This window comes from Stenotrophomonas sp. KH_052, assembly GCF_057838755.1.
The window spans coordinates 3,915,760-3,939,767 of record NZ_CM174475.1 but is presented as its reverse complement, the minus strand read 5'-3'; the positions used below and the strand labels follow the sequence as shown (position 1 = coordinate 3,939,767).

At 67.2% G+C, this 24,008-nt stretch carries 26 protein-coding genes; 16 read left to right on the top strand and 10 right to left on the bottom strand.

The window, feature by feature from the left end; all coding sequences use genetic code 11:
* Positions 1 to 258: a DUF2789 domain-containing protein gene (locus AC3ITW_RS18080; protein WP_100435232.1), complete on the bottom strand. Its 258-nt coding sequence runs from the start codon at positions 256 to 258 to the stop codon at positions 1 to 3.
* Positions 259 to 366: 108 nt separating this feature from the next.
* Here AC3ITW_RS18080 and AC3ITW_RS18075 point away from each other — a divergent pair, with 108 nt between their 5' ends.
* The 5 genes from AC3ITW_RS18075 to AC3ITW_RS18055 are packed head-to-tail and all read left to right on the top strand — an operon-like array spanning position 367 to position 3,319.
* Entirely contained in the window at positions 367 to 954 is a 588-nt protein-coding gene (locus tag AC3ITW_RS18075) for a biliverdin-producing heme oxygenase (protein WP_046983038.1), read from the top strand.
* A gap of 31 nt (positions 955 to 985) precedes the next feature.
* Positions 986 to 1,453 (top strand): YbaN family protein, encoded by a 468-nt coding sequence (locus AC3ITW_RS18070; RefSeq protein WP_012512027.1) that lies wholly within the window; start codon positions 986 to 988, stop codon positions 1,451 to 1,453.
* Positions 1,440 to 2,168: a tonB-system energizer ExbB gene (exbB, locus tag AC3ITW_RS18065; protein WP_012512026.1), complete on the top strand. Its 729-nt coding sequence runs from the start codon at positions 1,440 to 1,442 to the stop codon at positions 2,166 to 2,168. Before AC3ITW_RS18070 ends, exbB begins: the two co-directional genes overlap by 14 nt.
* Positions 2,169 to 2,177: 9 nt before the next feature.
* Positions 2,178 to 2,603, top strand: a complete 426-nt coding sequence (gene exbD, locus AC3ITW_RS18060; RefSeq protein WP_012512025.1) for a TonB system transport protein ExbD — start codon at positions 2,178 to 2,180, stop codon at positions 2,601 to 2,603.
* Positions 2,600 to 3,319: an energy transducer TonB gene (locus AC3ITW_RS18055; protein WP_489389812.1), complete on the top strand. Its 720-nt coding sequence runs from the start codon at positions 2,600 to 2,602 to the stop codon at positions 3,317 to 3,319. The genes exbD and AC3ITW_RS18055 overlap by 4 nt, the downstream gene beginning before the upstream one ends.
* Positions 3,320 to 3,397: 78 nt before the next feature.
* Here the strand turns inward: AC3ITW_RS18055 and AC3ITW_RS18050 are convergent, their stop codons facing one another.
* Entirely contained in the window at positions 3,398 to 5,425 is a 2,028-nt protein-coding gene (locus AC3ITW_RS18050) for a sodium-translocating pyrophosphatase (RefSeq protein ID WP_100435210.1), read from the bottom strand.
* A gap of 284 nt (positions 5,426 to 5,709) precedes the next feature.
* Between AC3ITW_RS18050 and AC3ITW_RS18045 the strand changes: the two genes are divergently transcribed.
* The gene (locus AC3ITW_RS18045; protein WP_006390041.1) at positions 5,710 to 6,213 is read left to right on the top strand and encodes a hypothetical protein; all 504 of its coding nucleotides are present in this window, start codon (positions 5,710 to 5,712) and stop codon (positions 6,211 to 6,213) included.
* A gap of 72 nt (positions 6,214 to 6,285) precedes the next feature.
* Here AC3ITW_RS18045 and AC3ITW_RS18040 read toward each other — a convergent pair whose 3' ends face one another.
* From AC3ITW_RS18040 to AC3ITW_RS18030, 3 genes are all read right to left on the bottom strand, one after another.
* A complete protein-coding gene (locus AC3ITW_RS18040; RefSeq protein WP_032972765.1) occupies positions 6,286 to 6,675 on the bottom strand; it encodes a DUF488 domain-containing protein in 390 nt (129 codons plus the stop codon).
* Positions 6,676 to 6,795: 120 nt separating this feature from the next.
* Positions 6,796 to 7,590, bottom strand: coding sequence for a hypothetical protein (locus tag AC3ITW_RS18035; RefSeq protein ID WP_006390034.1), 795 nt, complete (start codon positions 7,588 to 7,590; stop codon positions 6,796 to 6,798).
* 205 nt (positions 7,591 to 7,795) lie between these two features.
* Positions 7,796 to 9,052 (bottom strand): 6-phosphofructokinase, encoded by a 1,257-nt coding sequence (locus AC3ITW_RS18030; RefSeq protein WP_006390031.1) that lies wholly within the window; start codon positions 9,050 to 9,052, stop codon positions 7,796 to 7,798.
* 136 nt (positions 9,053 to 9,188) lie between these two features.
* On the opposite strand from AC3ITW_RS18030, the gene AC3ITW_RS18025 reads away from it, so the two are divergent.
* The 3 genes from AC3ITW_RS18025 to AC3ITW_RS18015 all read left to right on the top strand — a co-directional run bounded on the left by AC3ITW_RS18025 (position 9,189) and on the right by AC3ITW_RS18015 (position 12,019).
* A complete protein-coding gene (locus AC3ITW_RS18025; RefSeq protein ID WP_012512023.1) occupies positions 9,189 to 9,752 on the top strand; it encodes an adenylate kinase in 564 nt (187 codons plus the stop codon).
* Between the two features lie 327 nt (positions 9,753 to 10,079).
* Positions 10,080 to 11,444 carry a UDP-N-acetylmuramate:L-alanyl-gamma-D-glutamyl-meso-diaminopimelate ligase gene (gene mpl / locus AC3ITW_RS18020; RefSeq protein WP_489389811.1) on the top strand — a complete coding sequence of 455 codons (1,365 nt, stop codon included), beginning with the start codon at positions 10,080 to 10,082 and terminating at the stop codon, positions 11,442 to 11,444.
* Positions 11,441 to 12,019 carry an LON peptidase substrate-binding domain-containing protein gene (locus AC3ITW_RS18015; protein WP_006389956.1) on the top strand — a complete coding sequence of 193 codons (579 nt, stop codon included), beginning with the start codon at positions 11,441 to 11,443 and terminating at the stop codon, positions 12,017 to 12,019. The genes mpl and AC3ITW_RS18015 overlap by 4 nt, the downstream gene beginning before the upstream one ends.
* Positions 12,020 to 12,091: 72 nt before the next feature.
* Here AC3ITW_RS18015 and AC3ITW_RS18010 read toward each other — a convergent pair whose 3' ends face one another.
* Positions 12,092 to 14,086, bottom strand: coding sequence for a bifunctional DedA family/phosphatase PAP2 family protein (locus tag AC3ITW_RS18010; protein ID WP_100469493.1), 1,995 nt, complete (start codon positions 14,084 to 14,086; stop codon positions 12,092 to 12,094).
* 85 nt (positions 14,087 to 14,171) lie between these two features.
* Between AC3ITW_RS18010 and AC3ITW_RS18005 the strand changes: the two genes are divergently transcribed.
* Together AC3ITW_RS18005 and AC3ITW_RS18000 are read left to right on the top strand one after the other, a co-directional pair.
* A complete protein-coding gene (locus AC3ITW_RS18005) occupies positions 14,172 to 14,834 on the top strand; it encodes a serine/threonine-protein kinase (RefSeq protein ID WP_012512020.1) in 663 nt (220 codons plus the stop codon).
* On the top strand, positions 14,831 to 15,337 hold the full coding sequence (locus AC3ITW_RS18000) for a DUF2867 domain-containing protein (protein ID WP_100469492.1): 507 nt from the start codon (positions 14,831 to 14,833) through the stop codon (positions 15,335 to 15,337). The genes AC3ITW_RS18005 and AC3ITW_RS18000 overlap by 4 nt, the downstream gene beginning before the upstream one ends.
* 63 nt (positions 15,338 to 15,400) lie before the next feature.
* Here AC3ITW_RS18000 and AC3ITW_RS17995 read toward each other — a convergent pair whose 3' ends face one another.
* Positions 15,401 to 16,084: a hypothetical protein gene (locus tag AC3ITW_RS17995; protein WP_012512018.1), complete on the bottom strand. Its 684-nt coding sequence runs from the start codon at positions 16,082 to 16,084 to the stop codon at positions 15,401 to 15,403.
* A gap of 108 nt (positions 16,085 to 16,192) precedes the next feature.
* Here AC3ITW_RS17995 and AC3ITW_RS17990 point away from each other — a divergent pair, with 108 nt between their 5' ends.
* From AC3ITW_RS17990 to AC3ITW_RS17980, 3 genes are all read left to right on the top strand, one after another.
* Positions 16,193 to 17,011: an SDR family oxidoreductase gene (locus AC3ITW_RS17990; RefSeq protein WP_100469486.1), complete on the top strand. Its 819-nt coding sequence runs from the start codon at positions 16,193 to 16,195 to the stop codon at positions 17,009 to 17,011.
* 93 nt (positions 17,012 to 17,104) lie between these two features.
* The gene (locus AC3ITW_RS17985) at positions 17,105 to 18,097 is read left to right on the top strand and encodes a YiiG family protein (protein ID WP_489389810.1); all 993 of its coding nucleotides are present in this window, start codon (positions 17,105 to 17,107) and stop codon (positions 18,095 to 18,097) included.
* Between the two features lie 32 nt (positions 18,098 to 18,129).
* On the top strand, positions 18,130 to 19,080 hold the full coding sequence (locus AC3ITW_RS17980; RefSeq protein WP_032972740.1) for a YiiG family protein: 951 nt from the start codon (positions 18,130 to 18,132) through the stop codon (positions 19,078 to 19,080).
* A 65-nt stretch (positions 19,081 to 19,145) separates the two neighbouring features.
* Here the strand turns inward: AC3ITW_RS17980 and AC3ITW_RS17975 are convergent, their stop codons facing one another.
* Positions 19,146 to 20,018 carry an ion transporter gene (locus AC3ITW_RS17975; protein ID WP_032972737.1) on the bottom strand — a complete coding sequence of 291 codons (873 nt, stop codon included), beginning with the start codon at positions 20,016 to 20,018 and terminating at the stop codon, positions 19,146 to 19,148.
* Between the two features lie 63 nt (positions 20,019 to 20,081).
* Between AC3ITW_RS17975 and AC3ITW_RS17970 the strand changes: the two genes are divergently transcribed.
* Positions 20,082 to 21,308, top strand: a complete 1,227-nt coding sequence (locus AC3ITW_RS17970) for an acetylornithine transaminase (RefSeq protein ID WP_006467246.1) — start codon at positions 20,082 to 20,084, stop codon at positions 21,306 to 21,308.
* A 139-nt stretch (positions 21,309 to 21,447) separates the two neighbouring features.
* Here AC3ITW_RS17970 and AC3ITW_RS17965 read toward each other — a convergent pair whose 3' ends face one another.
* A complete protein-coding gene (locus AC3ITW_RS17965) occupies positions 21,448 to 22,050 on the bottom strand; it encodes an HAD-IA family hydrolase (protein WP_489389809.1) in 603 nt (200 codons plus the stop codon).
* A gap of 123 nt (positions 22,051 to 22,173) precedes the next feature.
* Here AC3ITW_RS17965 and azu point away from each other — a divergent pair, with 123 nt between their 5' ends.
* Positions 22,174 to 22,623: an azurin gene (azu, locus tag AC3ITW_RS17960; protein WP_006389875.1), complete on the top strand. Its 450-nt coding sequence runs from the start codon at positions 22,174 to 22,176 to the stop codon at positions 22,621 to 22,623.
* An 80-nt stretch (positions 22,624 to 22,703) separates the two neighbouring features.
* Here azu and hemL read toward each other — a convergent pair whose 3' ends face one another.
* The gene (gene hemL, locus AC3ITW_RS17955) at positions 22,704 to 23,993 is read right to left on the bottom strand and encodes a glutamate-1-semialdehyde 2,1-aminomutase (protein ID WP_489389808.1); all 1,290 of its coding nucleotides are present in this window, start codon (positions 23,991 to 23,993) and stop codon (positions 22,704 to 22,706) included.
* Positions 23,994 to 24,008 lie beyond the last annotated feature (15 nt).

Genomic DNA, 24,008 nt, shown 5'->3' with positions numbered 1-24,008 from the left:
TTACAGCCCGGTCGCCGCCTTCACTGCATCTTCGTGCAGCGACTCGTTCAGCTCATCCACCACAGTGCTCCACGCTGCGTCGGCCTGCAGCGATTCGGACAGGAACTGGCGCTGGGCATCGTTCCAGTAGGCGGCCTCGGCCACTTCCACATCGGTGGCCAGCTGGTGCTCGCGGATGAAGCGGGCAATCCCCTCGGCGCTGGCGTCCAGGCCCAGCTGCAGGAACAGGTTGGTCATGCGCGGTTCGGTGGTGATCATCATCGGTTCCGGGTGGAAGAAGGGAATGGCCCATTATCGGTGCACATGGGCTTGGGGAAAGCCCCGTGGCGAACGTCTACAGCAGGACGACCCCCTTGGCATTCCCCCATGAACGCACACATCGCCCCTGAAGACAGCCGCAGCCTGCGGCTCAAGGCCGCCACCCGCGACAGCCACGGCGCGTTGGACAAACGCATCATGGCCGGCGACATCTTCGCCGACCGCGGCAACTTCGCCCGTTTCCTGCGCGTGCAGTACCGCTTCCACCGCAGCATCGATGCGCTGTATGCCAACCCTGCGCTGGACGCACTGCTGCCCGACCTCGGTGAGCGCCGCCGCCTTACACAGGTGGCACGCGATCTGCAGGATCTGGAGCAGACCCTGCCGGGAGCCGACATCGCGGCGTTGCCGTCCGATCTGGAGCTACCCGCCGCATTGGGGTGGCTGTATGTGGCCGAAGGGTCCAACCTGGGCGGCACCGTGCTGTACAAGATGGCCGCCAAGCTCGGCCTGGACCGCGATTTCGGCGCCCGTCACCTGGCCGCGCACCCGGATGGCGCGGCGCGCCACTGGCGTGAGTTCACCGCTGCGCTGGATGCGGTGCCGCTGAGCGCCGAGCAGGAGCAGCAGGTGATCGACGCCGCCGATGCCGCCTTCCGCAGCGTGCACGGCCACGTTGAAGTGGAATTCGCCTGATGCACGCCTCCCGCCTATCGGCGCAACGCTGATGCGCTGGCTCTGGTTCGCGCTGGGCTGGGTGATGGTCGGGCTCGGGGTGATCGGCGCGCTGCTGCCGGTGATGCCGACCACCATCTTCCTGATCCTGGCCGTGGGCTGCTTCGCGCGCAGTTCGCCAAAGTTCGAGCAACGCCTGCTGGCGCACCCGCGCTACGGCCCGTCACTTCGGCTGTGGCGCGAGCAGGGCGCGGTGTCGCGCAAGGGCAAGGCGTTTGCCAGCGCCGGCATGGCGGTGGGCTTCGCGCTGTTCTGCTGGGGCGCGCACCCGTCCTGGCGGCTGCTGCTGGGCGTGGGCCTGTTCTTCGCGGTCAGTGCCGGCTACGTGCTCAGTCGGCCCGCACCGCGGCTGGAGCCCAACCCGGTCGTGGAAGTGGACGACGCCAATGATCCGCGCTCGGCACGCCGCCGTGCTGCGACCCCTGATGCTGATGGAAAACGAGACGATGTTGCCTGCTGACCTGGCCCCCGTGGCTGCCCCTGCACTGACGCCCTGGGGCATGTATCTGGCCGCCGACGTGGTGGTGAAGACCGTGATGATCGCGCTAGCGCTGGCGTCGCTGGCCACCTGGACCGTGCTGCTGGCCAAGGGCTGGGAACTGGCCCGCCAGGCACGGCAGCTGCGCGCAGCGCGTGCGCTGCTGCTGCAGGCGCCGAGCCTGCCCAGCGAAAGCGCCGACGCCAGTGTGCAGCAGGGCACCGCACTCGCCATGCTGGACGCGGCGCGAACCGAGCTGCGCCTGTCTCAGGAGCTGGACAGCCGCGATGGCACCAAGGAACGCGTTGCCTCGCGCCTGGGCCGTATCGAACTGGAAACTGCGCGCGTGCAGCGGCGCGGCATCGGCGTGCTGGCCAGCATCGGCGCGGTGGCGCCGTTCGTTGGCCTGTTCGGCACGGTGTGGGGCATCATGAACAGTTTCATCGGCATCGCCCACAGCAACACCACCAACCTGGCGGTGGTCGCCCCCGGCATCGCCGAGGCCCTGCTGGCGACCGCGCTGGGCCTGGTCGCAGCGATTCCCGCAGTGCTGGTCTACAACCATTTCAGCCGCGTGCTGGCTGGCCTGTGTGGGCTGCTCGGCGATCTGTCGGCGGCCGTGCAGCAACTGGTCTCACGCGATCTCGATCGTGCCGTTCCGCGTACCGCAGCCGCGCCGCTGCGTGCGGTGCACTGAGGCGCGACGATGGCGATCAGGACCGCGTCCGACCGTGACGATGCGCCGGAAGAAGCGCATGAGATCAATGTCACGCCTTTCATCGACGTGATGCTGGTGCTGCTGATCATCTTCATGGTGGCCGCACCGCTGGCCACCGTGTCGGTGCCGGTGCAGCTGCCGGCCAGCAATGCCAGTGCCACGCCGCCGGAACAGGCACCGGTGTACGTGACCGTGCAGGCAGATCTGTCGCTGCGCGTTGGCGAACAGGCCGTAGCGCGCGACGGGCTGGCGGCTGCATTGCAGGCGGCCACTCACAGTGATACCACGCAGCGCATCTTCCTGCGTGCCGATACCCGCGTGCCCTATGGCGAACTGATGGCCACGCTGGATGCGCTGCGAGCGGCCGGTTACCTGAAGGTGGCGCTGGTCGGCCTGGAGCAGGGCGCACGATGAGTGGACTGCGGCGCTGGGCGACCAGCCTGGCGATCGTACTGCTGGTGCATGCGCTGTTGATCGGCGCGGCCTGCTGGTGGGCGGCCCGTGCGCCGGCGCTGACGGCTGCGGTTCCGCCTGCGGCGCTGATGCTGGAACTGGCGCCGATGGCGCAGGCGCCGCCGGTGCCGCCGCGCGAGGTCGCCACCGGGCCGCTGCAGCAGCAACAGCAGCGGCAGGCGCCGAAGCCGGCCCTGCGCGAGCAACCGAAGGCGCCGATGCAGCCGCAGGGTGAGCTGCCACCGCCGCGTACACCGGAGCCGACGCCGTCGCCGGACACCGCTGACGCCAACGTCGCGCAGACCAGCGCACCGCCGCAGGTGGCGGCTGACGCGGCTACACGCTACACCGCACCGCAGACCACGGCGGGTGAGCGCAGTCGTGCCGAGGCGACCTGGGAAGGACGCCTGCTCGGGCACCTGCAGAAACACCGCCGCTATCCGCGCCAGGCCGAGCGGATGCGCCAGCAGGGTGTGGTCTACGTGCGCTTTGCGGTTGCCCGCGATGGCGCGGTCTCGGGGTTGAAACTGGGCCGCAGCAGTGGCTTCGCGCTGCTCGACCAGGAGACGCTGGACACCGTGCAGCGGGCCAGCCCGGTACCGGCGCCGCCGGCCGAAGTGGCCGGCGACCCGGTGGAAGTGATGGTGCCGGTGTCGTTCTTCCTGCGCGGGCGGTGATCGCCATCGGGGTCGGATCCCTTTCCGCAGGAAAGGGCTCTGACCCCATCGGGCATCTCATCCACGCATGGCGTGGATCTACAGCAGCGGCACCAGCAGCAGCGCCACGATGTTGATGATCTTGATCAGCGGATTGATCGCCGGACCGGCGGTGTCCTTGTAGGGATCGCCGACGGTATCGCCGGTCACTGCCGCCTTGTGCGCCTCGCTGCCCTTGCCGCCGAAGTGGCCGTCTTCGATGTACTTCTTGGCGTTGTCCCAGGCGCCGCCGCCGGTGGTCATCGAAATGGCCACGAACAGGCCGGTCACGATCGTGCCGATCAGCAGGCCGCCCAGTGCGCGCGGCCCCAGCAGCAGGCCGACCACCACCGGCACCGCCACCGGCAGCAGCGAGGGCACGATCATTTCGCGGATGGCCGAGCGGGTCAGCATGTCCACCGCACGGTCGTACTGCGGCTTGCCGGTGCCCTGCATGATGCCGGGGATCTCGCGGAACTGGCGGCGCACTTCTTCTACCACCGCACCGGCGGCGCGGCCGACCGCTTCCATCGCCATCGCACCGAACAGATAAGGAATCAGGCCGCCGATCAGCAGGCCGATGATCACCGTGTGGTCGCTGAGGTCGAAGCGGAACTCCTGACCGGGATTGGCCGCCTGCAGGTTATGGGTGTAGTCGGCGAACAGCACCAGCGCGGCCAGTGCCGCTGAACCGATTGCATAGCCCTTGGTCACCGCCTTGGTGGTGTTGCCCACCGCATCCAGCGGATCGGTGATGTCGCGGATTTCCGAGGGCAGTTCAGCCATCTCGGCGATGCCACCGGCGTTGTCGGTGATCGGCCCGTAAGCATCGAGGGCGACGATCATGCCGGCCATCGACAGCATCGCGGTGGCGGCGATGGCGATGCCGTACAGGCCACCCAGCGCGAACGCACCCCAGATGGCTGCGCACACCGCGATCACGGGCAGTGCGGTGGACTTCATCGAGATCCCGAGGCCGGCGATGATGTTGGTGCCGTGGCCGGTGGTCGACGCCTGTGCCACGTGCTGCACCGGCTTGTACTGGGTGCCGGTGTAGTACTCGGTGATCCACACGATCAGGCCGGTCAGCACCAGCCCGATCAATGCGCAGCCATACAGCGCCATCGGCCCGTGCACGTTGTCACTCATCAACCCGGTGGTGATCGGGTAGAACGCGATGGCCGCCAGCACGCCGGACACGATCACGCCCTTGTACAGCGCGCCCATGATGGAACCGCCCGGCTTCACCTTGACGAACAGCGCACCGATGATCGAGGCGATGATCGATACGCCGCCGAGTACCAGCGGGTACAGCACGGCATTGGCACCGGCTTCGGTCAGCATCAGGCTGCCCAGCAGCATGGTGGCGATCACGGTGACCGCATAGGTCTCGAACAGGTCGGCAGCCATGCCGGCGCAGTCGCCGACGTTGTCACCGACGTTGTCGGCGATCACCGCCGGGTTGCGCGGGTCATCCTCGGGAATCCCGGCTTCGACCTTGCCGACCAGGTCGGCACCTACGTCCGCGCCCTTGGTGAAGATGCCGCCGCCCAACCGCGCGAAGATCGAGATCAGCGAGGAGCCGAAGGCAAGGCCCACCAGGGCATGCAGCGCTTGTTCCATCGGCAGGCCCATGCGCAGCAGCAGTGCGTAGTAGCCGGCCACGCCCAGCAGGCCGAGGCCGACCACCAGCATGCCGGTGATCGCACCGCCGCGGAAGGCGACGTCCATCGCCGCGCTGATGCCGTGGCGGGCAGCTTCGGCGGTGCGCACGTTGGCGCGTACCGAGACGTTCATGCCGATGTAGCCGGCGGCACCGGACAGCACCGCGCCGATGGCGAAGCCGACTGCGGTGTACCAGCTGAGGAAGATGCCGACCAGCACGAACAGCACCACGCCGGCGACGCCGATGGTCAGGTACTGGCGGTTGAGGTAGGCACGCGCACCTTCCTGGATCGCGGTGGCGATCGCGACCATGCGTTCATTGCCGGTGGGTTGGCGCAGGATCCAGCGCGCCGAGACGATTCCGAACAGGATCGCGAGAATGGCGCAGCCCAGCGCCAGTGACAGCCCGTGACGTTCCAGCATTAGACCCCTCCGCAGAATGGATGGACAAGCATCCAGTGGCGATGAACTGCACCACGAGGGGGACGACGGGCTGCAGCCTGGAACCAACCCGTACCGACCTTGGTGGTCGTCCGACGTATGGCGGTGTTCAGCATTCCCTGGTGCCCGCAGTATGCGTGCACCTGCGCCCGGATGGTAGCGCCGGGCCATGCCCGGCGAGCGCAGTGGCTGCTCGATGGATGCGTCTTTGCGCCCCGTTAAGCCTGCCTCTGCAAGCCTGCGCACAGTCCTGAAGGAGATCCCGCATGCGCCTGTCCCTGTTGATGCTTGCCGCCCTGGTCCCGGCCGTACCGGCACTCGCCGTGGAAACCCCCGAGCTGCAGCGTGCCGTGGGTGCCCCACAGGCGGTGGGCGCAGTGCACACGCTGCGGCAGATCCCCGAGGCCTGTGCGCGACTGGAAGGTGCATTCACCGGCCAGGCGGCCGAGCCGTATCGCTTCGCACCGGTGCGGACCAGCGAGCAGTGCCAGCCGCGCGCACGCTTCGTCGACTATGCCAAGGCGCAGCCGAGTGTGGACAAGGGCTGGAAGCTCAACGATGTGATCCGCGTACCCAATGCCGCGTGCCCGGCGCAGCAGGCAGTAGTGCGGGTGTGGCGCCTGCCAGTGAACAATACCCAGGCATTGGATGGGCAGGGCCAGTCGCGCATCTATCTGGAAGAGGCCAAGAAGCAGGCCGCTGCCGGCAAGATCCCGCAGGTGACGATGTTCGCCGCGCAGCTGCAGATGGAAGGCAAGGCCTGCAATTGAAATTGCGCGGGCGGTGTACCCACGCGGTCATCCACCGGTAGTGCCGGCCGCTGGCCGGCAACCCTGCAATCATCACTCCGCCAGCGTCGCCCCGCGCGCGACCAGCAGCTCGCGCAATACCGTACGGTGGCAGTGCGTCTCATCCTCGCAGTAGCAGCCCACGCTGATGTCGCTGTGCTGCGACATCGCGGCCAGCAGATCCAGCGCATGCGCGGCATCGGGTGCCTTCATCTCGGCCTTGTAGTGGCGGAAGAAGGCATTCCAGTCGGCGGTGGTCTTCGCTTCATGGGCCTGCTTCACCAGCTCCGCGCTGGGTGACAGGGTCGGGAACCAGACGTCGTACCAGTCCTGTTTCGCGAATTCGCTGCGTGGCACGCCGCGCGGTGGGCGCCGAACGGTGCCGATGCGCAGGCCTTCACCGGGGGCGCGAGGGGTGCCCAATCGCACAACACGCAGTGCCATGATGATCTCCATGCGGGGCATCCATCATCCTGCGATGCACGTGCGCCAGGTGTGAACCGCTGTGGAAACGAAAAGGCCCGGGCGCCTGCGCACCCGGGCCTTTTCCCATGCTGGCAGCGATCAGTTGCCGCGGCAGTCCTTCAGCCACAACACACGACCAATCTGGTCGTAGCTGTCGACCACGCCGGTCAGCGTCACCTTCTCGCGCGGGCGCAGGGCCAGCGCATACGCGGCCTGGTTGGCTGCGAACGAGCAGGAAATGGCCACGCGCTCAAAGTCGATGCTGCCATCGCTGGGCAGGTCGAAGCTGGTGTTGTAGGTGCCGCCACTGCGCAGCACGGAGGTGATGCGACCGGTGATGGCGTAGGTCTTGCCCTTGTAGCGCGGCTCGACCGCGGCCGGGTTGTCCTTGTTCTGGTTGCGCAGCTGGAAGCCGAAGCGGTCGGCGGCAATCGTTACCACCGACGCCTGCGGAGTGGCCTTGGCTGCCTGTTCGCCAGCCTTGCCCGGCTTGATCTGGTTGAGCAGCTTGCACATTTCTTCGCGCACGCCATCGGCCGAGGCAATGGCGCCCTTGTTGACCTTCACCACCATGCCGACGGTGCCCTGGCCGCCTTCGGAGGTGGCACTGATGATCATCGGAATCGGCTTGTGGGCCATGGTTTCCGGTTCTTCGATCAGCATCGAGCCGCCTTCCACGTCCTCGCTGAGGACATCCATGTTGGCGTTCTTGGCGATCACCCGCATCTGGCCGATGGCACTGGCCACGGTCAGGTCCGGGTGGGTGACCGATGAAGTGAAGGTCGTGCCGACGAAGGGATTGCCCTTCTTCTGGAAGTTGCTTTCGCAGGTCGCAGCGAAGGCCGGCGCGGCAGCGCCGCACAGCAGCGCGGCGATCAGGATCGGGTGCTTCATGGTTACAGTCCTTGTGAAATGGCAGCACAGGCCCGGGCCTTGAAGGCCGGGCAGCGTCGAATCTGGCTTGCGGCGGCCCCTTTGCCCCGGGCCGGAGCCCGATTGTGGGGTGCTTCGGCGGCCGCCGCAATGTGCCCTGCGCTCCGCACAGGGCTCAGCACAGAGGGGCGTATACGACTTAATCCCCTCCGTCCCCTTTTTCGGCTCAGCCCTCGAAGGCCGGCAGCTTCTGCTTCACGGCCACGTTCTTCAGCGTCACGTACTTCGGCAGGCCGTCGGTGCCGTACGGCAGCGGGGCTTCGCCCTTGATCAGCGGTGACAGGTAGGCGCGTGCCTTGGCGGTGATGCCGAAGCCATCGCGGCGGATGAAGCCGGCGGGCATCTTCTTCTCGTGGTTTGCGATCTTCGACAGCGGTGCCGCTTCGATCTTCCAGCGGTAGGGCGCATCGCTGCTGCGCACGATCACCGGCATCACGCCGTTCTGGCCCTTCAGTGCCAGCTGCACCGCGGCCTTACCCACTGCCTGCGCCTGCTCCCAGTCGGTCTTGCTGGCCAGGTGGCGGGCCGAGCGCTGCAGGTAATCGGGCAGGGCCCAATGCACCTTCAGGCCCAGTTGGTCCTTGACCCGGCCGGCCAGATGCGCGGCCACGCCGCCCAGCTGCGAGTGGCCGAACGAGTCCTTGCCGCCACCGGCGTCGGCGACGAAGCGGCCATCGGCGGTGGCGATGCCTTCCGAGGCCACCACCACGCAGTAGCCGACGCGTTCCACCACCGCCTTGACCTTGGCCAGGAACACCGCTTCGTCATAGGCGCGTTCGGGTAGCAGGATGATGTGCGGGGCCTCGTCATCGCCATTGCCGGCCAGGCCGGCGGCCGCCGCCAGCCAACCGGCATGTCGACCCATCGCCTCGTAGATGAAGACGCGGGTGGAGGTCTCTGCCATCGCCGCCACGTCCAGCGCCGCCTCGCGCACCGACACGGCGGTGTATTTGGCCGCCGAGCCGAAGCCCGGGCAGGTATCGGTCACCGCCAGGTCGTTGTCGATGGTCTTGGGTACACCGATGCAGGTCAGGTCATAGCCGGAGGCCTTGGCCAGCTGCGAGACCTTCAGCGCGGTATCGGCCGAGTCGTTGCCGCCGTTGTAGAGGAACCAGCGCACATCGTGGGCCTGCAGCACCTGCAGCAGGCGGTCGTAGCGGGCGCGGTCGGCATCCAGCGATTTCAGCTTGACCCGGCACGAACCGAAGGCGCCGCCCGGGGTGTGGGCGAGGGCGCGGATGGCCGCAGCACTCTCCTTGCTGGTGTCGATCAGCTCCTCGCGCAGCGCGCCGAGGATGCCGTTGCGGGCGGCCAGTACCTTGATGCCCTTGGCGCGGGCCTGCTCGATCACCGCTGCTGCAGTGGCATTGATGACCGCGGTGACACCGCCGGACTGGGCATAAAGGAGAGTACCGTTGCGCATGCTTCTACCTGCTCGGGGGAGGGGACATTGCAGGGACATTACCCGTATGCGGTAAAGTGGCGCTATTGCGGTGCAGCGATACCGGACCGTCCGGGACGCGAACCTTCTTAATTTTCAACACGTTGGAGTCAGGTCAATGCGATTGGTTCTGTTGGGACCGCCCGGTTCGGGCAAGGGGACACAGGCGACGCGCCTGAAGGAAAAGCTGGGTATCGCCCACATTTCGACCGGTGACATGCTGCGCGCGGAAATCGCTGCCGGCTCCGAGCTGGGCAAGCAGGCCAAGGCCGTCATGGACGCCGGCAACCTGGTCTCGGACGACATCCTGCTGGGCATGCTGGAGTCGCGCCTGACCCAGGCCGATGTCGCCAAGGGCTTCATCCTGGATGGCTACCCGCGCAATGTGGCCCAGGCCAATGCGATGGACGGCCTGCTGGCCAAGATCGGCCAGCCGCTGGACGCGGTGGTGCAGCTGGACGTGGCCACCGAGCTGCTGGTCGACCGCATCGCCGGTCGTGCCAAGGAGCAGGGCCGCGCCGATGACAGTCCGGAAGCGGTGCGTCAGCGCCTGCAGGTCTACAACGACCAGACCGCCCCGGTGGTCGACTTCTATGCCGCCCGTGGCACTCTGGCCCGCGTCGACGGCGTCGGTGAGCTGGACGAGATCGAAGCCCGCATCCTGGCGGCGATCAAGGGTTGAACCGGCCGGGCCGGCGTCTTGCCGGCCCCCGGGCGCAAAAAACACAGGCCTGGTCCGCGAGGATCAGGCCTGTGTCGTTTCATAGGCGCCAGCAGAGGGCTTGCTCAGGGCCCCGCAGCATGAGCTCCCTTGGGGATGGCCTCTTGGGGAGTAGGACCGGTTCGGGTACTGCGGCTGGCAGTTCGAATTGTGTCCGGGTTCACAGAACATCGCTATCGGGATTTCCCTGACAGAAGATTGGAGTTTTCTCACATCCTGTGTAGGACTTGTCTTACCCCCGGTCGGACATTGGCCCTATACAGCCGTCATCAGTCACAATCCTCGGTCATGAGCAGCGTACATATCCTTGCAATCGCCGGCACCTTCATGGGCGGCGTGGCCGCCCTGGCGCGGGAACTGGGCCATACGGTCAGCGGCAGCGACCAGGCCATCTACCCGCCGATGTCGACCCAGCTCGAGCAGCTGGGCATCACCCTGGACCAGGGCTACCGCGCCGACAGCGTGCCGGCCGGCACCGACGACGTGGTGATCGGCAACGCGCTGTCGCGCGGCAACCCGGCCGTGGAGGCCGTGCTCGACGCCGGCCAGCGCTACATCTCCGGGGCGCAGTGGCTGTCCGAGCAGGTCCTGCCGGGGCGCGATACCCTGGCTGTGGCCGGCACCCACGGCAAGACCACCACCACCACCATCCTCACCTGGCTGCTGGAAAGCGCTGGGCGCTCGCCGGGTTTCCTGATCGGCGGCGTAGCTGAGGACTTCGGCGTTTCAGCCCGGCTGGGCCAGGGCCGCGAGTTCGTGGTCGAGGCCGATGAATACGACACCGCCTTCTTCGACAAGCGCAGCAAGTTCGTGCACTACCGGCCGTTGGTGGCCATCCTCAACAACCTCGAATACGACCACGCCGACATCTTCCCGGACGTGGCTGCGATCCAGCGCCAGTTCCACCACCTTGTGCGCACGGTGCCGGCTCGCGGCCGCTTGATCGTCAACGGCGAGGACCCGCACCTGGCCGAAGTACTGGCCATGGGCTGCTGGACCCCGGTGGAGCGCTTTGGTTTCGATCCCTCGCTGGAGTGGCACGCCGAACTGCTGGCCGCCGATGGCAGCGCGTTCCGCGTGCACCATCGCGGGCAGGCGCTGGGTGACGTGCAGTGGTCGTTGCTGGGCCGCCACAACGTGCTCAACGGCCTGGCCGCACTGGCTGCCGCGCATGCGGTGGGCGTGGCCCCGGCCGAGGTGATCCCGGCGCTGGCGCACTTCCGCAGCGTCAAGCGCCGCATGGAGGTGATCGGCAGCCACGATGGCATCACCGTCTACGACGATTTCGCCCATCACCCGACCGCGATCGCCACCACGCTGGAAGGCCTGCGTGCCAAGGTCGGCGATGCGCGCATCGTGGTCGCGATGGAGCCGCGCAGCAATTCGATGCGGTTGGGCGCGCATGCGCAGGCGCTGGCCCCGTCGCTGGCGCTGGCCGACGAAGTGGTGTTCCTGCACCGCCCTGAGCTCGCGTGGGACGCGGCGGCAGTGATCGCCGCCGTGCGTGGTGAAGCGCATGCGGTGCCGGATACAGACGCACTGCTGGCGCAGCTGCAGTCCAGCGTGCGCAGCGGTGACCACGTGGTGTTCATGTCCAACGGTGGCTTCGACGGCGCGCCGCGTCGCTTCCTCGCCGCCTTGCAGGCCCGATGAGCGCCGACGATTCGCTGCCGCTGTTTCCGCTGCACACCACGCTGGTGCCGGGTGCAGCGGTGGGCCTGCGTGTGTTCGAGCGCCGCTATCTGGATCTGGTCCGCGACAGCGGCCGCAGCGGCGAAGGTTTTGGTGTCTGCCTGATCCTCGATGGCCAGGAAGTGGGGGCACCGGCGACACCGGCAGCGTATGGCGTGCAGGTACGCATCGAAGACTTCGATGTCGGCGCCGATGGCGTGCTGCAACTGCGCCTGCGTGGCACCCGCCGCTTCCATGTCGAGCGCACCCGCGTGCGCGACAACGGCCTGGTGGTGGCCGACGTGCACTGGTGCGAGGAAGATCCCGATGACGAATTGAAGCCGCAGCATGCGCTGCTGGCCACGGTGCTGGGGCACATCATCGAACAGGCGGGCGAGGCCTATGCGCCCGCCAGCCCGGCACTGCTGGACCAGGCCAGCTGGGTCGGCTGGCGGTTGGCCGAACTGCTGCCGCTGAGCGAGCAGCAGCGCCTGCAGCTGCTGCAGATGGACGACCCGCACCAGCGGTTGCAGCAATTGCTGGGCTGGATGCCGTAACCGGAAAACGCCAACCAAGGTTGGCATCTACCAGAGCGCGGCGGTAGCGCCGGGCCATGCCCGGCGGCGCCATCACGGCGTGGTCTTCAACCGCAGCACCGGCAATCCGGTTTCGCTGTGCACGTCTTCGCGCTGCGGCAGGTCCTGCACGGCGTCCTTCACTGCATTCAAGGCCGGGTCGACACCACGCAACGGGTGCCACATGCCGATCCATTCGAAGTGGCGCTCGTAGCGCAGGGTCTGTGCACTGCCCAGCCACAGCGGCGTGTTGCCCGGCTGCAACTGCGCGGGTGCGGGCCACAGGCGCAGCACATAGCGCTCATCCGGCTTCGCGCCCTGGCGCACCATCAGCAGTGCTTCCACGCGGGTGTCCAGCGTTGCCGGCAACACCGGCAGTTCATCTGCACCGGTGTTCTTGTCCAGCATCAGCAGCGCCTGCTGCCAGCCAGCCTGTTCCTGCCGCTTCCAGCCGCGCGCTTCCAGCTGAGCCTGCAGCGGTGCCAGCGGCCCGGCTACCTGCACGTCCAGCGGCCAGCGCTGGTCGTCGTCGAACTCGTTGCGGCGCGCCGGCAGCGTGGCCCAGTCGTGCTGCCACCAGGCTTGCGCATCCATCGCCTGCGGTGCCGGCAGGGTCGGCTCGAAGCGTTCCAGCTTCACCGGAATGTGGCGCGGCGCGTACCACATCGCCGCTACCGCGAACACGCCGTAGAACAGCCAAGCCACCGGCTTGACCCAGAACGAGCGGTTGAAGCGGCGGCGGTAGGCGATGCCCAGCACCAGCAGCCAGAACGTGCCGAACAGCATGCCGCCGATCACATCGCTCAGCCAATGCGCGCCCAGGTACAGGCGCGAGAAGCCGATCAGGCTGACCACGATGCCCGACACCAGGTAGGGCCAGACGCGGGTGCGGCCGGGCATCTCGCGGGCGATCAGCACCGCGAAGAAGCCGAAGGTGATGGTGGCCATGGTCACCGACACCGACGGGAAGCCGAAGCCGCTGCTGGCATCGATCGGGCGCACCACATCCACGGTGGCGCCCAGCAGCATGGTCAGCGCCAGGCCGAAGGCGAGGGCGGCCAGCCAGTGCGCGGCCGCCATCCAGCGCCGGCGCCAGATCAGGTAGCCCATCGCCGCAGCGGTGGCCGGCAGCAGTACCTGCCACGCCCCCAGCGAAGCCAGCGCGGCCATCGGGTAGTCGGCCAGCGGGTTGCGCAGTGCCAGCATGGCCTGGTGCACCAGCAGATCGATTGCCAGCGGCTCCCCATGCGCAACTACCACGGTCAGCAGCGCGAACCAGCCCCAGCCCAGCACCAGCAGCATCAGTGCCAGCATCGCCAGCGGCACCGACTCGCGGCGCTTCGGGTCCAGCACGCCAACGGTGTAGCGGCCCAGCGTCGGATGACGGTTGGACCAGTCCAGCAGGCGCGCCAGCCAGTTGTCCATGCGCGCGGCCGACCAGCGGTAGCCGTACAGCACGATGGCCCAGACCAGGCTGAGGATCACCGCCAGCAGGCCGACCACCACCACCAGACGCCCGGCCACCGCCGCGACTGCGTCGTAGGCTTCGCCGAGGATCCAGCCTGGCGCCAGGAACAGCACCGCCCAGGAGATGCTGGCGATGCCGCTGGCCTGCACGTAACGGCTGGCTGGCATCTTCATCATGCCGGCAATGGCGGGCACGAACGGGCGGATCGCGCCGACGTAGCGTGCGATCAGGATGCTCTTGAACGCATTGCGGCGGAACAGGTTCTCACCGCGGTCGAGCAGCTGCGGGTAGCGGCTGAACGGCCAGACGCCGCGCAGTCGGTCACCCCAACGGCGGCCGATCCAGTAGCTGATGCCGTCGCCGGCAAAGGCGCCCAGGGCTGCAGCCGCAACCGCGTACGGCCCGGAGATCTGGCCCAGGCCGATGAACACGCCCACCGCGAACAGCAACGGCAGCGCCGGCACGATGGCGCCAAGAATGATGACCGCATCGCAGAAGGCGATGAGGAAGATAACGGCACCCGCCAACACGGGGTGAGCGGCAATCCACGCGAGCGTGGCGTCGATCCATGAAGAGTCCATTGCCCGATTATAGGGGCGTGAAGGTGACTGGTTCCCAGCCGCTTCGTGACCGTTTGCAACCGGCGCCATCGCCTAGAATGGGCCCATGCCGCATACGCCAGACGCTCCACCGCATGCTTTGAAGGCCGACAGCTTCGGCCAGATCCTTCTTGTGAAAGGGCCCGATGGCCCGTTCGTGCGCCGTGATCTGGGCGCCACACCGATGTGGCTGCGGCTGCCAGCCTGGTGGCTGGCCCGCCGCGAGGCACGCGCGCTGCAGCACATCCACGGCATGGCCGATGTGCCGCAGCTGCTGGCCTGGAATGGCCGTCACCTGGACCGCAGTTTCATGGCCGGCGACGCCATGTACCAGCGCCCGCCGCGCGGTGACCTGGCCTGGTTCCGCTCGGCGCGTCGCCTGCTGCAGCAGCTGCATCGCAACGGTGTCGCCCACAACGACCTGGCCAAGGAAGCCAACTGGCTGGTCACCGAGGATGGTCGGCCGGCGCTGATCGACTTCCAGCTGGCGGTGATCGGCAACCCGCGCTCGCGCTGGATGCGGCTGCTGGCCCGCGAGGACCTGCGCCACCTGCTCAAGCACAAGCGCATGTACTGCCGCGAGTCGCTCACCCCGGTGGAAAAGCGTGTGCTCAAGCGCACCTCGTGGGTGCGCGAGCTGTGGTTCGCCACCGGCAAGCCGGTCTACCGCTTCGTCACCCGCCGCATCCTGCATTGGGAAGACAACGAAGGGCAGGGGCCGAAGCCGTGAGCCGTGCGCAGGTGGTGAGCGGCCCGCCGGGTGCGGGCAACGTGCTGCGTGCGCAGCTGCCCGGCGCCGACTTCGTGCACGCCTGCCAGGCCACGACCCGGCGCGACGGGCGCACCGCGCTGCAGGCGTACCGCGATATGTCGGCGACCATTCCCGGCTGGTTCGACGGGCTGATGACGCTGCGCAACCACGGCATGCGCCTGCTCGGCATGAAGCATCTGGGGTCGTTGCGTGCGGTGCAGGTTGTTGAGGATCCTCGGCCCGGCCAGCGGCTGGGCATCTTCACCCTGCAGTCGCTGGGCGACGATGCCATCGTGCTGGAAGACGACGACCGCCATCTGCGCGTGCAGCTGGCCCTGCAGTGGCAGGGTGACGTGCTGGAAGTGGCCACCGTGGTGCATACCCATAACGCGTTCGGCCGGGTCTACATGCTGCCGGTGGCGCCGGTACATCGATTGATCGTGCCGCACCTGCTGCAGAAGCAGGTACGCGCCTATCGGTAGCGCAGGGCCATGCCCGGCGGCATTGAGCGTTGTGTCCGCCGGGCATGGCCCGGTGCCACCTGCTTACGGCGTTGCCGGCACCACCTGCTGGCCGATGAAGTTACGCTTGGCGTCGAAGTCGTAGGCGATCTGCAACTGCCCCACATCCGGGCAGGCGTGGCAGTCGCGCAGCGGCGTGCGGTACAGCAGGCGGATGCCGCCGTTATCCAATGGCGAAGCGCCGGCCGACTGCGCCGGTGCGAACGGCGTGGCCTGTGGGTTGGCCTTCAGCAGTTCCTGCACAGTGGGGTCGGCACGCAGCGTGTCGTCCAGCTGCACCGCATCCACGTCGATGCGCTTGCCACCGGCATCGACCAGTCGCGTGCCTTCATTGGTGTTGGCGCGGAACGGATACTCGACCGTGGCAATGCCAAGTCCTTCGTTCTCGTGCCAGGCGGTCACATAGGCCAGCTCGCCGCCGCTGGACAACTGCTCAGCGGCGGTGATGGCATCGGCGCTGGCGCCACCGGCGCGCATCGCATCGCGCAGGCAATCCCGGGTGGCCGCATTCTCGCCCTGGCGGCAGGCGTTGAGATCGCCATCCCAGACCACCGCCTCGCTCCAGCGCATCTTGCCGTCGGCGGCGGCCTTCTCCGCACTGGGCGCGTCACCGGCGGGCGGCTCCTTGCCGGGTTCCGGCGAACGGCCCTGGCAGGCAGTCAGCAGGGCAAGCCCCAGGGCAGGCAGCAACAGGCGGGAACGGCGCATAGCATGGACCTCGTGCGTTGTCTGGAGGCCCGAGTATCGTCAAGGCCGGGTGAACTCCGCGTCGGCGCGGCATACTAGCGACTCATTGCATACGCTGGAGTGTGGAACGTGGGCAGTCTGCAGGGCAAAACGCTTTTCATCACCGGTGCCTCGCGCGGCATCGGCTTGGCCATCGCACTGCGCGCTGCGCGCGACGGCGCCAATGTGGCCATTGCGGCCAAGTCGTCGGTGCCGAACCCGAAGCTGCCGGGCACCATCCACACCGCTGCCGAAGCGGTGACCGCCGCCGGCGGCCAGGGCCTGGCGCTGAAGTGCGACATCCGCGAGGAAGATCAGGTCAACGCGGCAGTTGCGGCCACGGTCGACACCTTCGGTGGCATCGACATCCTGATCAACAACGCCAGCGCGATCTGGCTGCGCGGCACGCTGGATACGCCGATGAAGCGTTTCGACCTGATGCAGCAGGTCAATTCGCGCGGCAGTTTCCTCTGCGCGCAGGCCTGCCTGCCGTACCTGCTGCAGGCACCGAATCCGCACATCCTCACCCTCGCACCGCCGCCGAGCCTGGACCCAAAGTGGTGGGCACCGCACACCGGCTACACGCTGGCGAAGATGGGCATGAGCTTTGTCACTCTGGGCTTGGCCGCGGAGTTCGGTCCGCAGGGCGTGGCGGTGAATGCGCTGTGGCCGCGCACGGTGATCGCCACCGATGCGATCAACATGATTCCCGGCGTGGACGCGGCCGGCTGCCGCACGCCGCAGATCATGGCCGACGCCGCGCATGCGGTGCTGGTGCGTGAGGCGGCCGGTTTCCACGGCCAGTTCCTGATCGACGATGAAGTGCTGGCGCAGGCTGGTGTCACCGATCTTTCGGGTTACGCGGTGGATCCGTCGCGTCCATTGTTGCCGGATCTGTTCCTGGATTGATCGCGCGTCGCCGGAAGAGGCCGAGGGCTGCGACCTTCGGCCTGCTGCGCTAGAATGCGTGGCTGTAATCGTTTTCAACAGGGATGTGAGCACATGTCACGCACTCTTTCCGTCGCGGCGCTGGCCGCTTCGCTGTCGTTGATCCTGACCGCCTGCGGTGGCAAGGCACCCGCAGTTGCGGGCGGCGCCGCTGCCTCCGGCACGGCAGACGCCAGCGCGGCCCCGTCCGACACGCAGCAGCAGTTGACCGCCAAGCTCAACGCCTACATCAGCTGCTTCAACGCGCTGGATTCGAAAACCCGCGGCAGCATCCAGTCCTACACGCGCTGGATCAAGGATGTCGACGCTGGCCCGACCGGACGCGAGACGCACGTGTACGGCCCGTTCGAGTTCAGCGACTACGACATGAAGCAGTGCGACGCCCCGGTGACCGAGGCGATCGCTGCCAAGCCTGCGCTGGCCGAACTCGATGCGGCTGCAGGTCACTACCAGCAGGCGCTGAAGGCGCTGGTGCCGGTCAGCAAGGACGCGCATGACTACTACGATCGCCAGGACTACGAAGACGACCAGTTCGCCAAGGGCAAGCAGCTGCACGCGCCCTTGATGGCCGCCTTCAAGGATTTCGTAGCTGCCAGCGAAACGTTCAATGCCGAGCTGGAGCGCCAGAACGACGCCGCCCAGCGCGAGCAGCTCAAGGCGCTGGAACAGGCCGAGGGGCGCACGCGCGAGTACTACCGTCTGGCGATGATGCTGGAAGCCAAGGCCATCATGGATCTGATGAGCGAGGATGATTTCGATCAGGCCAAGGCCCGCGAACGCCTGGATGCCTTCAACCGCATTTCCGATGAAGCGCACGCCAAGGTTGCCGACCAGGAACCGGGCAAGTCGGACTGGGAAGGCTTCGAGCGTGGGGCCGAGAATTTCCGGCGCGAAGGCAAGGAGCGGCTGCAGCGCGTCAGCGAGAAAAAGCCTTACACCGATTTCGAACGACGCATGCTTGATTCGCCGTCGATGGCGCCGCGTGGCTCTGCCAGCAAGCTCATGCAGGAATACAACACGCTCGTTTTCCAGAGCAACCGCCAGTGACCGGCGCGCCAGCACCCATGCGAGAGACCATGATGACTTCCTGTCTGCGTATCGTGCCGCTGCTGCTGATCGGCGCTGTGGCTGGCCTGAGCGGCTGCAACAAACCGGCAGGGTTGTCGCTGGCCGACCCCAGCCTGGAGAAGGTGAACGCCTACATCGAGTGCTACAACGGCGTTGAACAACCCATTCACGAGGGTTTCCAGACCTACACCAGCTGGATGAAGGACCCTGAAGCCGGCCTGACCGGCAAGGAAGCGCAACCGCGTTCGCCCGGGAAGGTGCTGTCGCACCGCGTCGAGTACTGCGGCCAGCCACTGACCGACGCGCTGGCGAAGACCCCGGCCTTGCCGATGGATGGCCCCGCGCGTGACTATCAGCAGGCCTTCCAGGCATTGAACACCCTGGTCGAGCGCGCCGATGGTTACTTCACCCGCGAGGATTATCGTCGTGATGGCGGTGAAGGGATGCGCAGCCAGCATGCCCCGCTGATGCAGGCCTATGCTGATTTCTTCAAGGCCAGCGAAGCGATGGATGTGGCGCTGGAAAAGAACGAGAACGATCGCCGTGCCGCGCAGCTGAAGCAGATCGAGGAGAGCGAAGGGCGCTCGCTGGCCTACTACCACCTTCGCCTGCTGGGCGACGGCAAGCTACTGGCCACGGCGTTCCAGGACGACGCACCGGATGTTGCGGCGCTGCGCGTGCAGCTGGCTGACTATCAGACACTGGTGACGGAAATCCAGAACGGCGGTGTCGGCAAGGACGACCCGATGTGGGGCCACGTGCAGCGTTCGGCGGACAAGCTGGTGCGTACTGCGGGACGTGGCGTCGAGCGCCTGGAGCAGCACAAGCCGATCACCGCCGAAGCGCTGGCGGCAGAGCGGAAGGCGTCGGGCAGTTGGCTCACCACCGACCCGGAAGGAGCGCAGTCAACGATCCTCGCCGCATACAATGATCTGGTGACCACCAGCAACCGCATGCGGTGAGCAACGGCACACGCATCCATGCGTAACCGCCGAGAGGTAGTGCCGGCCGCTGGCCGGCATCTGCCTCAATGGTTGAACGCATCCGGCAGTTGGCCGCCGCACTTGCGGCAGTGCCGTGCATCCGGTTCGTGGCCTTCCAGGCCACACTCCGGGCAGCCACGTGCATCACGGCGCGCAGCCAGCTCGGCTTCGCGCATGGTGCTGGCCAGTTCGGCGGTGTAGATGCCGGTGGGTACGGCGATGATGCTGTAGCCGATCAGGATCAGCACCGAGGTGACGAAGCGGCCAAGCACAGTCTGCGGCACGATGTCGCCGAAGCCGACCGTGGCCATGGTCACCACCGCCCAGTACATGCTGGCCGGGATGTTGGTGAAGCCGTGTTCGGGGCCCTCGATCACGTACATCAGCGCGCCGGCGATGATGGTGATGGTGATCACCGTGAACAGGAACACCAGTACCTTGCGCCGGCTGCGCCACAGCGACGTCATCAGCACGCCGCTTTCCTCGATGTAGCGGGTCAGCTTGAGGATGCGGAATACGCGCAGGATGCGCAGCGCGCGCACCACCAGCAGGCTCTGTGCGCCGGGGATGAACATCGACAGGTAGGCGGGCAGGATCGACAGCAGGTCGATGATGCCCCAGATGCTCACCGCGTAACGCAGCGGGCGCTTGACCACCGCCAGCCGCAGCAGGTACTCGGCGGTGAAGATAATCGTGAAGGCCCATTCCAGGATGTACAGGCCGGTGGACCATTCGGCATGCAGGTGCTGCACGCTGTCGATCATCACCACCAGGATGCTGGCGACGATCGCCACCACCAGGATCAGGTCGAAATTGCGCGAGGGCCGCGAGTCGTGGCGGTAGATGATGTCGAACCACCGACGGCGCCAGCCGGTTTCGGTGGCGGGGTTCAGCTGGGGGGCGGAAAACGGTCGCATGGGCGCATTGTGCCGCAGGGGTTCCGGCGCGAGAATGGGGATTCCTGAACCCTGCCGACTGCCATGACCGCCGCTACCGATCCGCTGATCTCCCTTTCGCACTACTACCTGCCGGTCTACAAGCCCCGCCAGGTGGTACTGGAGCGAGGCCAGGGCGCCCGCGTGTGGGACAGCCAGGGCCGTGAGTTCATCGACCTGGCCGCGGGCATCGCCGTGTGCGGCCTGGGCCACAACGATCCGGACCTGGTCGCCGCGCTGGTCGAGCAGGCCGGCAAGCTCTGGCACACCAGCAACGTGTTCTACAGCGCACCGCCGCTGCACCTGGCCGAGGAGCTGGTCAAGGCCAGCCGTTTCGCCGAGCGCGTGTTCCTGTGCAATTCCGGCGCCGAAGCCAACGAAGTGGCGATCAAGATGGTCCGCAAGTGGGCCTCCAGCCAGGGCCGCCCGGCCGACAAGCGCGTCATCATCACCTTCCGCGGCAGCTTCCACGGCCGCACCATGGGCGCGGTGACCGCGACTGCCCAGCCGAAGTACCAGGAAGGCTACGAGCCGCTGCCCGGTGGCTTCCGCTACATCGATTTCAACGATGAGGTGCAGCTGGAAACCGCGATGGCCGCCGGCGACGTGGCGGCGGTGATGCTGGAGCCGATCCAGGGCGAGGGCGGCGTGATGCCGGCCAAGTCCGGTTTCCTCAAGCGCGTGCGCGAATTGTGCGACCAGCACAACGCACTGCTGGTGCTGGATGAAATCCAGGCCGGCATGGGCCGCACCGGTACCCTGTTCGCGCACTGGCAGGACGATGTGGTGCCGGACATGGTCACCCTGGCCAAGGCGCTCGGCGGCGGCTTCCCGATCGGCGCGATGCTGGCCGGCCCGAAGGTGGCTGAGACCATGCAGTTCGGCGCGCACGGCACCACCTTCGGTGGCAACCCGCTGGCGGCCGCCGTCGCGCGCGTGGCGCTGCGCAAGCTGGCCTCGGCGGAGATCGCCGCCAACGTCAGCCGTCAGTCGAAGGCGCTGCGGGATGGCTTCGCCCGCATCAACGACGAGTTCGGTGTGTTCAGCGACGTGCGTGGCCGTGGCCTGATGCTGGGCGCGGTGCTGAGCAAGGACTTCGCCGGCCAGGCCGGTGCGATTCTCGACCACGCTGCCGAGCAGGGCCTGCTGACCCTGCAGGCCGGCCCGGACGTGCTGCGCTTCGTGCCGTCGCTGAACATCACCGACGAAGAAGTGGCCGAAGGCCTCAAGCGCCTGCGCGCGGCGATTGCCGCGTTCATCGCCGCGCGCTGAATCTGCTGAGGTCGGACCCCTCTCCTGCGGAGAGGGCTCTGACCCGGCTGCCGCGGAATCCCTGTAGAGCCGAGGCCATGCTCGGCTCATCGTGATGTCAGGCAATTGCAGCCGAGCATGGGCTCTGCTCTACAGCGGGTCATCCGATCCGATAGCGCTTCAACACCTTGCCCAAACCCTTGCCATCGCGCACGGTTTCCGCGTGCAGGCCGGCGGCGCGTGCGCCGCGCACGTTGGCGAACAGGTCATCGACGAACAGCGTGTGCGAAGGCGCGACGCCCAGTACATCGAGCGTACGCAGGAACACCGCTGGCTCGGGTTTGCGCAGGCCGAAATCGGCGCTGCAGAACACGCGGTCCTGCAGTGCCGGGAACAGTTCCGGCAGCAGCGTGGGCAAGGCCTGCTCCATCAGCTCGCCATTGTTGGTCAGCACCGCCAGTGGCAGCTGCAGCACCTGCAGCCGCTGCAGCACGGCGGGCTGTGGCTGGCTGGCGGCCTGTCGCGCAGCGATCCAGGTGTGCACATCAACGGTGCGGCCCAACTGTTGGCCCAGGCGCGCCAGATAGGTGGGGCCATCCAGTGCGCCGCAGTCGTGCTGGGCTTCCAGCCCGCTGTCGTACAGCGCGGCCTGCACGGTTTCCGGCGCGACATCCAGCGCCCGCGCCAGGTGCAGCACGCGCTGCGCGCGCTGGTACTGCACCAGCACGCCATCCACATCCAGCAGCAACAGGTCGATCCGCATTGGCCGAGCATGCCATTGCAATGATCACGCGGGAAACCCTGGACCAGCCATGCGACAGACAGTCGCAGACGGGGCCGCAGGCGCCTGCCTAGAATGGCGCTTGAATCCGCAGGAGACGCAACGATGAAGGCTTGGATGGTGGCAGTGGGACTGGGCGCGCTGATGCTGGCGCCGTCGGCGATGGCGCGGGTGTGTGCGGTGAGTATCGACAGCACCGACCAGATGAGCTTCAGCAGCCGCGAGATCAAGGTGGCCGCCGACTGCACCGCCGTCGACCTGACCCTGCGCCACACCGGCAAGCTGGCCGCTACCGCGATGGGCCACAACTGGGTGCTGACCCGCAGCGCGGATTACCAGCCGGTGGCGATGGCCGGCATGCGCATGACCCTGGCCGACAGCTACCTGCCGAAGGCTGACAAGCGCGTGCTGGCGCACACCAAGGTGATCGGCGGCGGCGAAACCACGCGCGTGCGCTTCTCTACCCAGGGGCTGCAGAAGGGTGGGGATTACACCTTCTTCTGCTCGTTCCCCGGCCACTTCGCGATGATGAAGGGCAAGTTCGTCTTCGGTTGAAAAAAGGGGACGGAGGGGATTAAGTCGTTTGTGCACAAACGACTTAATCCCCTCCGTCCCCTTTTTCGTGCAGAGCGGGCTCAGCCCTTGGCGGCCTTGAACGCCACGCGTGCTGCGACCAGCGTCGCTTCGATCACCGCATCGTCGTGCGCGCTGGACAGGAAGCCGGCTTCGTACGCCGACGGTGCGAGGAACACGCCCTGGTCCAGCATCGCGTGGAAGAAACGGTTGAACGCCGGAATGTCACAGGCGGTTGCCTGCGCATAGGTCTCCACTTTTTCACTGGTGAAGAACAGCCCGAACATCGCACCCACACAGGTGGTGGTCACGGCCACGCCGGCGTCGGCGGCGGCCGTTTCCAGGCCGGCACACAGGCGCGCGGTGCGCTCGGCCAGATCGTCGTGGAAACCCGGCTGCTGGATCAGTTCCAGCATCGCCAGGCCGGCGGCCATCGCCACCGGGTTGCCGCTCAGCGTACCGGCCTGGTAGATCGGGCCGGCCGGGGCGATCTGCTGCATCAGCTCGCGACGACCGCCGTAGGCGCCCACCGGCATGCCGCCGCCGATGATCTTGCCGAAGGTGGTCAGGTCCGGGGTGATGCCGTAGTGCGCCTGCGCACCGCCGAGGGCGACACGGAAGCCGGTCATCACTTCGTCGAAGATCAGCAGCGCGCCGTGCTTCGTGCACAGTTCGCGCAGGTGCTGCAGGTAGCCGTCGCGCGGCGGGATGCAGTTGGCGTTGCCGACCACCGGTTCGATGATCAGGCCGGCGATGTCATCGCCCTGCTGCTCGAACAGTGCAGTGGCCGCTTCGAAGTCGTTGTAGGGCAGGGTCAGGGTCAGTTCGCTCAGGCCGGCCGGCACGCCCGGTGAGGTCGGCACGCCCAGGGTCAGCATGCCGCTGCCGGCCTTGACCAGGAACGAGTCGCCGTGGCCGTGGTAGCAGCCTTCGAACTTGACGATGCGGTTGCGGCCGGTGGCGCCGCGCGCCAGGCGGATCGCCGACAGCGTGGCCTCGGTACCGGAGTTGACCATGCGCACCATCTCGCACGACGGCACCAGGCGGGTGATGGTCTCGGCCATGGTCACTTCGGCTGCGCACGGCGCGCCGAAGGACAGGCCATTGTCGATCGCCTTCTTCACCGCCTGGCGCACCGCCGTGTGGTTGTGGCCGACGATCATCGGGCCCCAGGAGCCGACGTAGTCGATGTAGCGATTGCCGTCGACGTCGTACAGGTAGGCACCGTCGGCGCGCTCGACGAAGAACGGCTCGCCGCCGACCGACTTGAACGCGCGCACCGGCGAATTGACGCCGCCCGGCAGCAGCTGCTGGGCGCGGGAGAACAGGGCGTGGGAGTGGTCGTGGTTCATGGGGCTTTCCTGGGC

Excerpts from the sequence above, each read along its gene's own strand:
- AC3ITW_RS17965 (WP_489389809.1), bottom strand. The coding sequence starts at position 22,050 with ATGCGGATCGACCTGTTGCTGCTGGATGTGGATGGCGTGCTGGTGCAG.
- exbD (WP_012512025.1), top strand. The coding sequence starts at position 2,178 with ATGGCGATCAGGACCGCGTCCGACCGTGACGATGCGCCGGAAGAAGCG.
- AC3ITW_RS17980 (WP_032972740.1), top strand. The coding sequence starts at position 18,130 with ATGACTTCCTGTCTGCGTATCGTGCCGCTGCTGCTGATCGGCGCTGTG.
- AC3ITW_RS18010 (WP_100469493.1), bottom strand. The coding sequence starts at position 14,086 with ATGGACTCTTCATGGATCGACGCCACGCTCGCGTGGATTGCCGCTCAC.
- AC3ITW_RS18030 (WP_006390031.1), bottom strand. The coding sequence starts at position 9,052 with ATGCGCAACGGTACTCTCCTTTATGCCCAGTCCGGCGGTGTCACCGCG.
- mpl (WP_489389811.1), top strand. The coding sequence starts at position 10,080 with ATGAGCAGCGTACATATCCTTGCAATCGCCGGCACCTTCATGGGCGGC.
- AC3ITW_RS18035 (WP_006390034.1), bottom strand. The coding sequence starts at position 7,590 with ATGAAGCACCCGATCCTGATCGCCGCGCTGCTGTGCGGCGCTGCCGCG.
- AC3ITW_RS18015 (WP_006389956.1), top strand. The coding sequence starts at position 11,441 with ATGAGCGCCGACGATTCGCTGCCGCTGTTTCCGCTGCACACCACGCTG.
- AC3ITW_RS18075 (WP_046983038.1), top strand. The coding sequence starts at position 367 with ATGAACGCACACATCGCCCCTGAAGACAGCCGCAGCCTGCGGCTCAAG.
- AC3ITW_RS18040 (WP_032972765.1), bottom strand. The coding sequence starts at position 6,675 with ATGGCACTGCGTGTTGTGCGATTGGGCACCCCTCGCGCCCCCGGTGAA.
- AC3ITW_RS18025 (WP_012512023.1), top strand. The coding sequence starts at position 9,189 with ATGCGATTGGTTCTGTTGGGACCGCCCGGTTCGGGCAAGGGGACACAG.
- AC3ITW_RS18080 (WP_100435232.1), bottom strand. The coding sequence starts at position 258 with ATGATCACCACCGAACCGCGCATGACCAACCTGTTCCTGCAGCTGGGC.
- AC3ITW_RS18055 (WP_489389812.1), top strand. The coding sequence starts at position 2,600 with ATGAGTGGACTGCGGCGCTGGGCGACCAGCCTGGCGATCGTACTGCTG.
- azu (WP_006389875.1), top strand. The coding sequence starts at position 22,174 with ATGAAGGCTTGGATGGTGGCAGTGGGACTGGGCGCGCTGATGCTGGCG.
- exbB (WP_012512026.1), top strand. The coding sequence starts at position 1,440 with ATGTTGCCTGCTGACCTGGCCCCCGTGGCTGCCCCTGCACTGACGCCC.
- AC3ITW_RS18005 (WP_012512020.1), top strand. The coding sequence starts at position 14,172 with ATGCCGCATACGCCAGACGCTCCACCGCATGCTTTGAAGGCCGACAGC.
- AC3ITW_RS18050 (WP_100435210.1), bottom strand. The coding sequence starts at position 5,425 with ATGCTGGAACGTCACGGGCTGTCACTGGCGCTGGGCTGCGCCATTCTC.
- AC3ITW_RS18070 (WP_012512027.1), top strand. The coding sequence starts at position 986 with ATGCGCTGGCTCTGGTTCGCGCTGGGCTGGGTGATGGTCGGGCTCGGG.
- hemL (WP_489389808.1), bottom strand. The coding sequence starts at position 23,993 with ATGAACCACGACCACTCCCACGCCCTGTTCTCCCGCGCCCAGCAGCTG.
- AC3ITW_RS17970 (WP_006467246.1), top strand. The coding sequence starts at position 20,082 with ATGACCGCCGCTACCGATCCGCTGATCTCCCTTTCGCACTACTACCTG.
- AC3ITW_RS17975 (WP_032972737.1), bottom strand. The coding sequence starts at position 20,018 with ATGCGACCGTTTTCCGCCCCCCAGCTGAACCCCGCCACCGAAACCGGC.
- AC3ITW_RS18045 (WP_006390041.1), top strand. The coding sequence starts at position 5,710 with ATGCGCCTGTCCCTGTTGATGCTTGCCGCCCTGGTCCCGGCCGTACCG.
- AC3ITW_RS17995 (WP_012512018.1), bottom strand. The coding sequence starts at position 16,084 with ATGCGCCGTTCCCGCCTGTTGCTGCCTGCCCTGGGGCTTGCCCTGCTG.
- AC3ITW_RS17985 (WP_489389810.1), top strand. The coding sequence starts at position 17,105 with ATGTCACGCACTCTTTCCGTCGCGGCGCTGGCCGCTTCGCTGTCGTTG.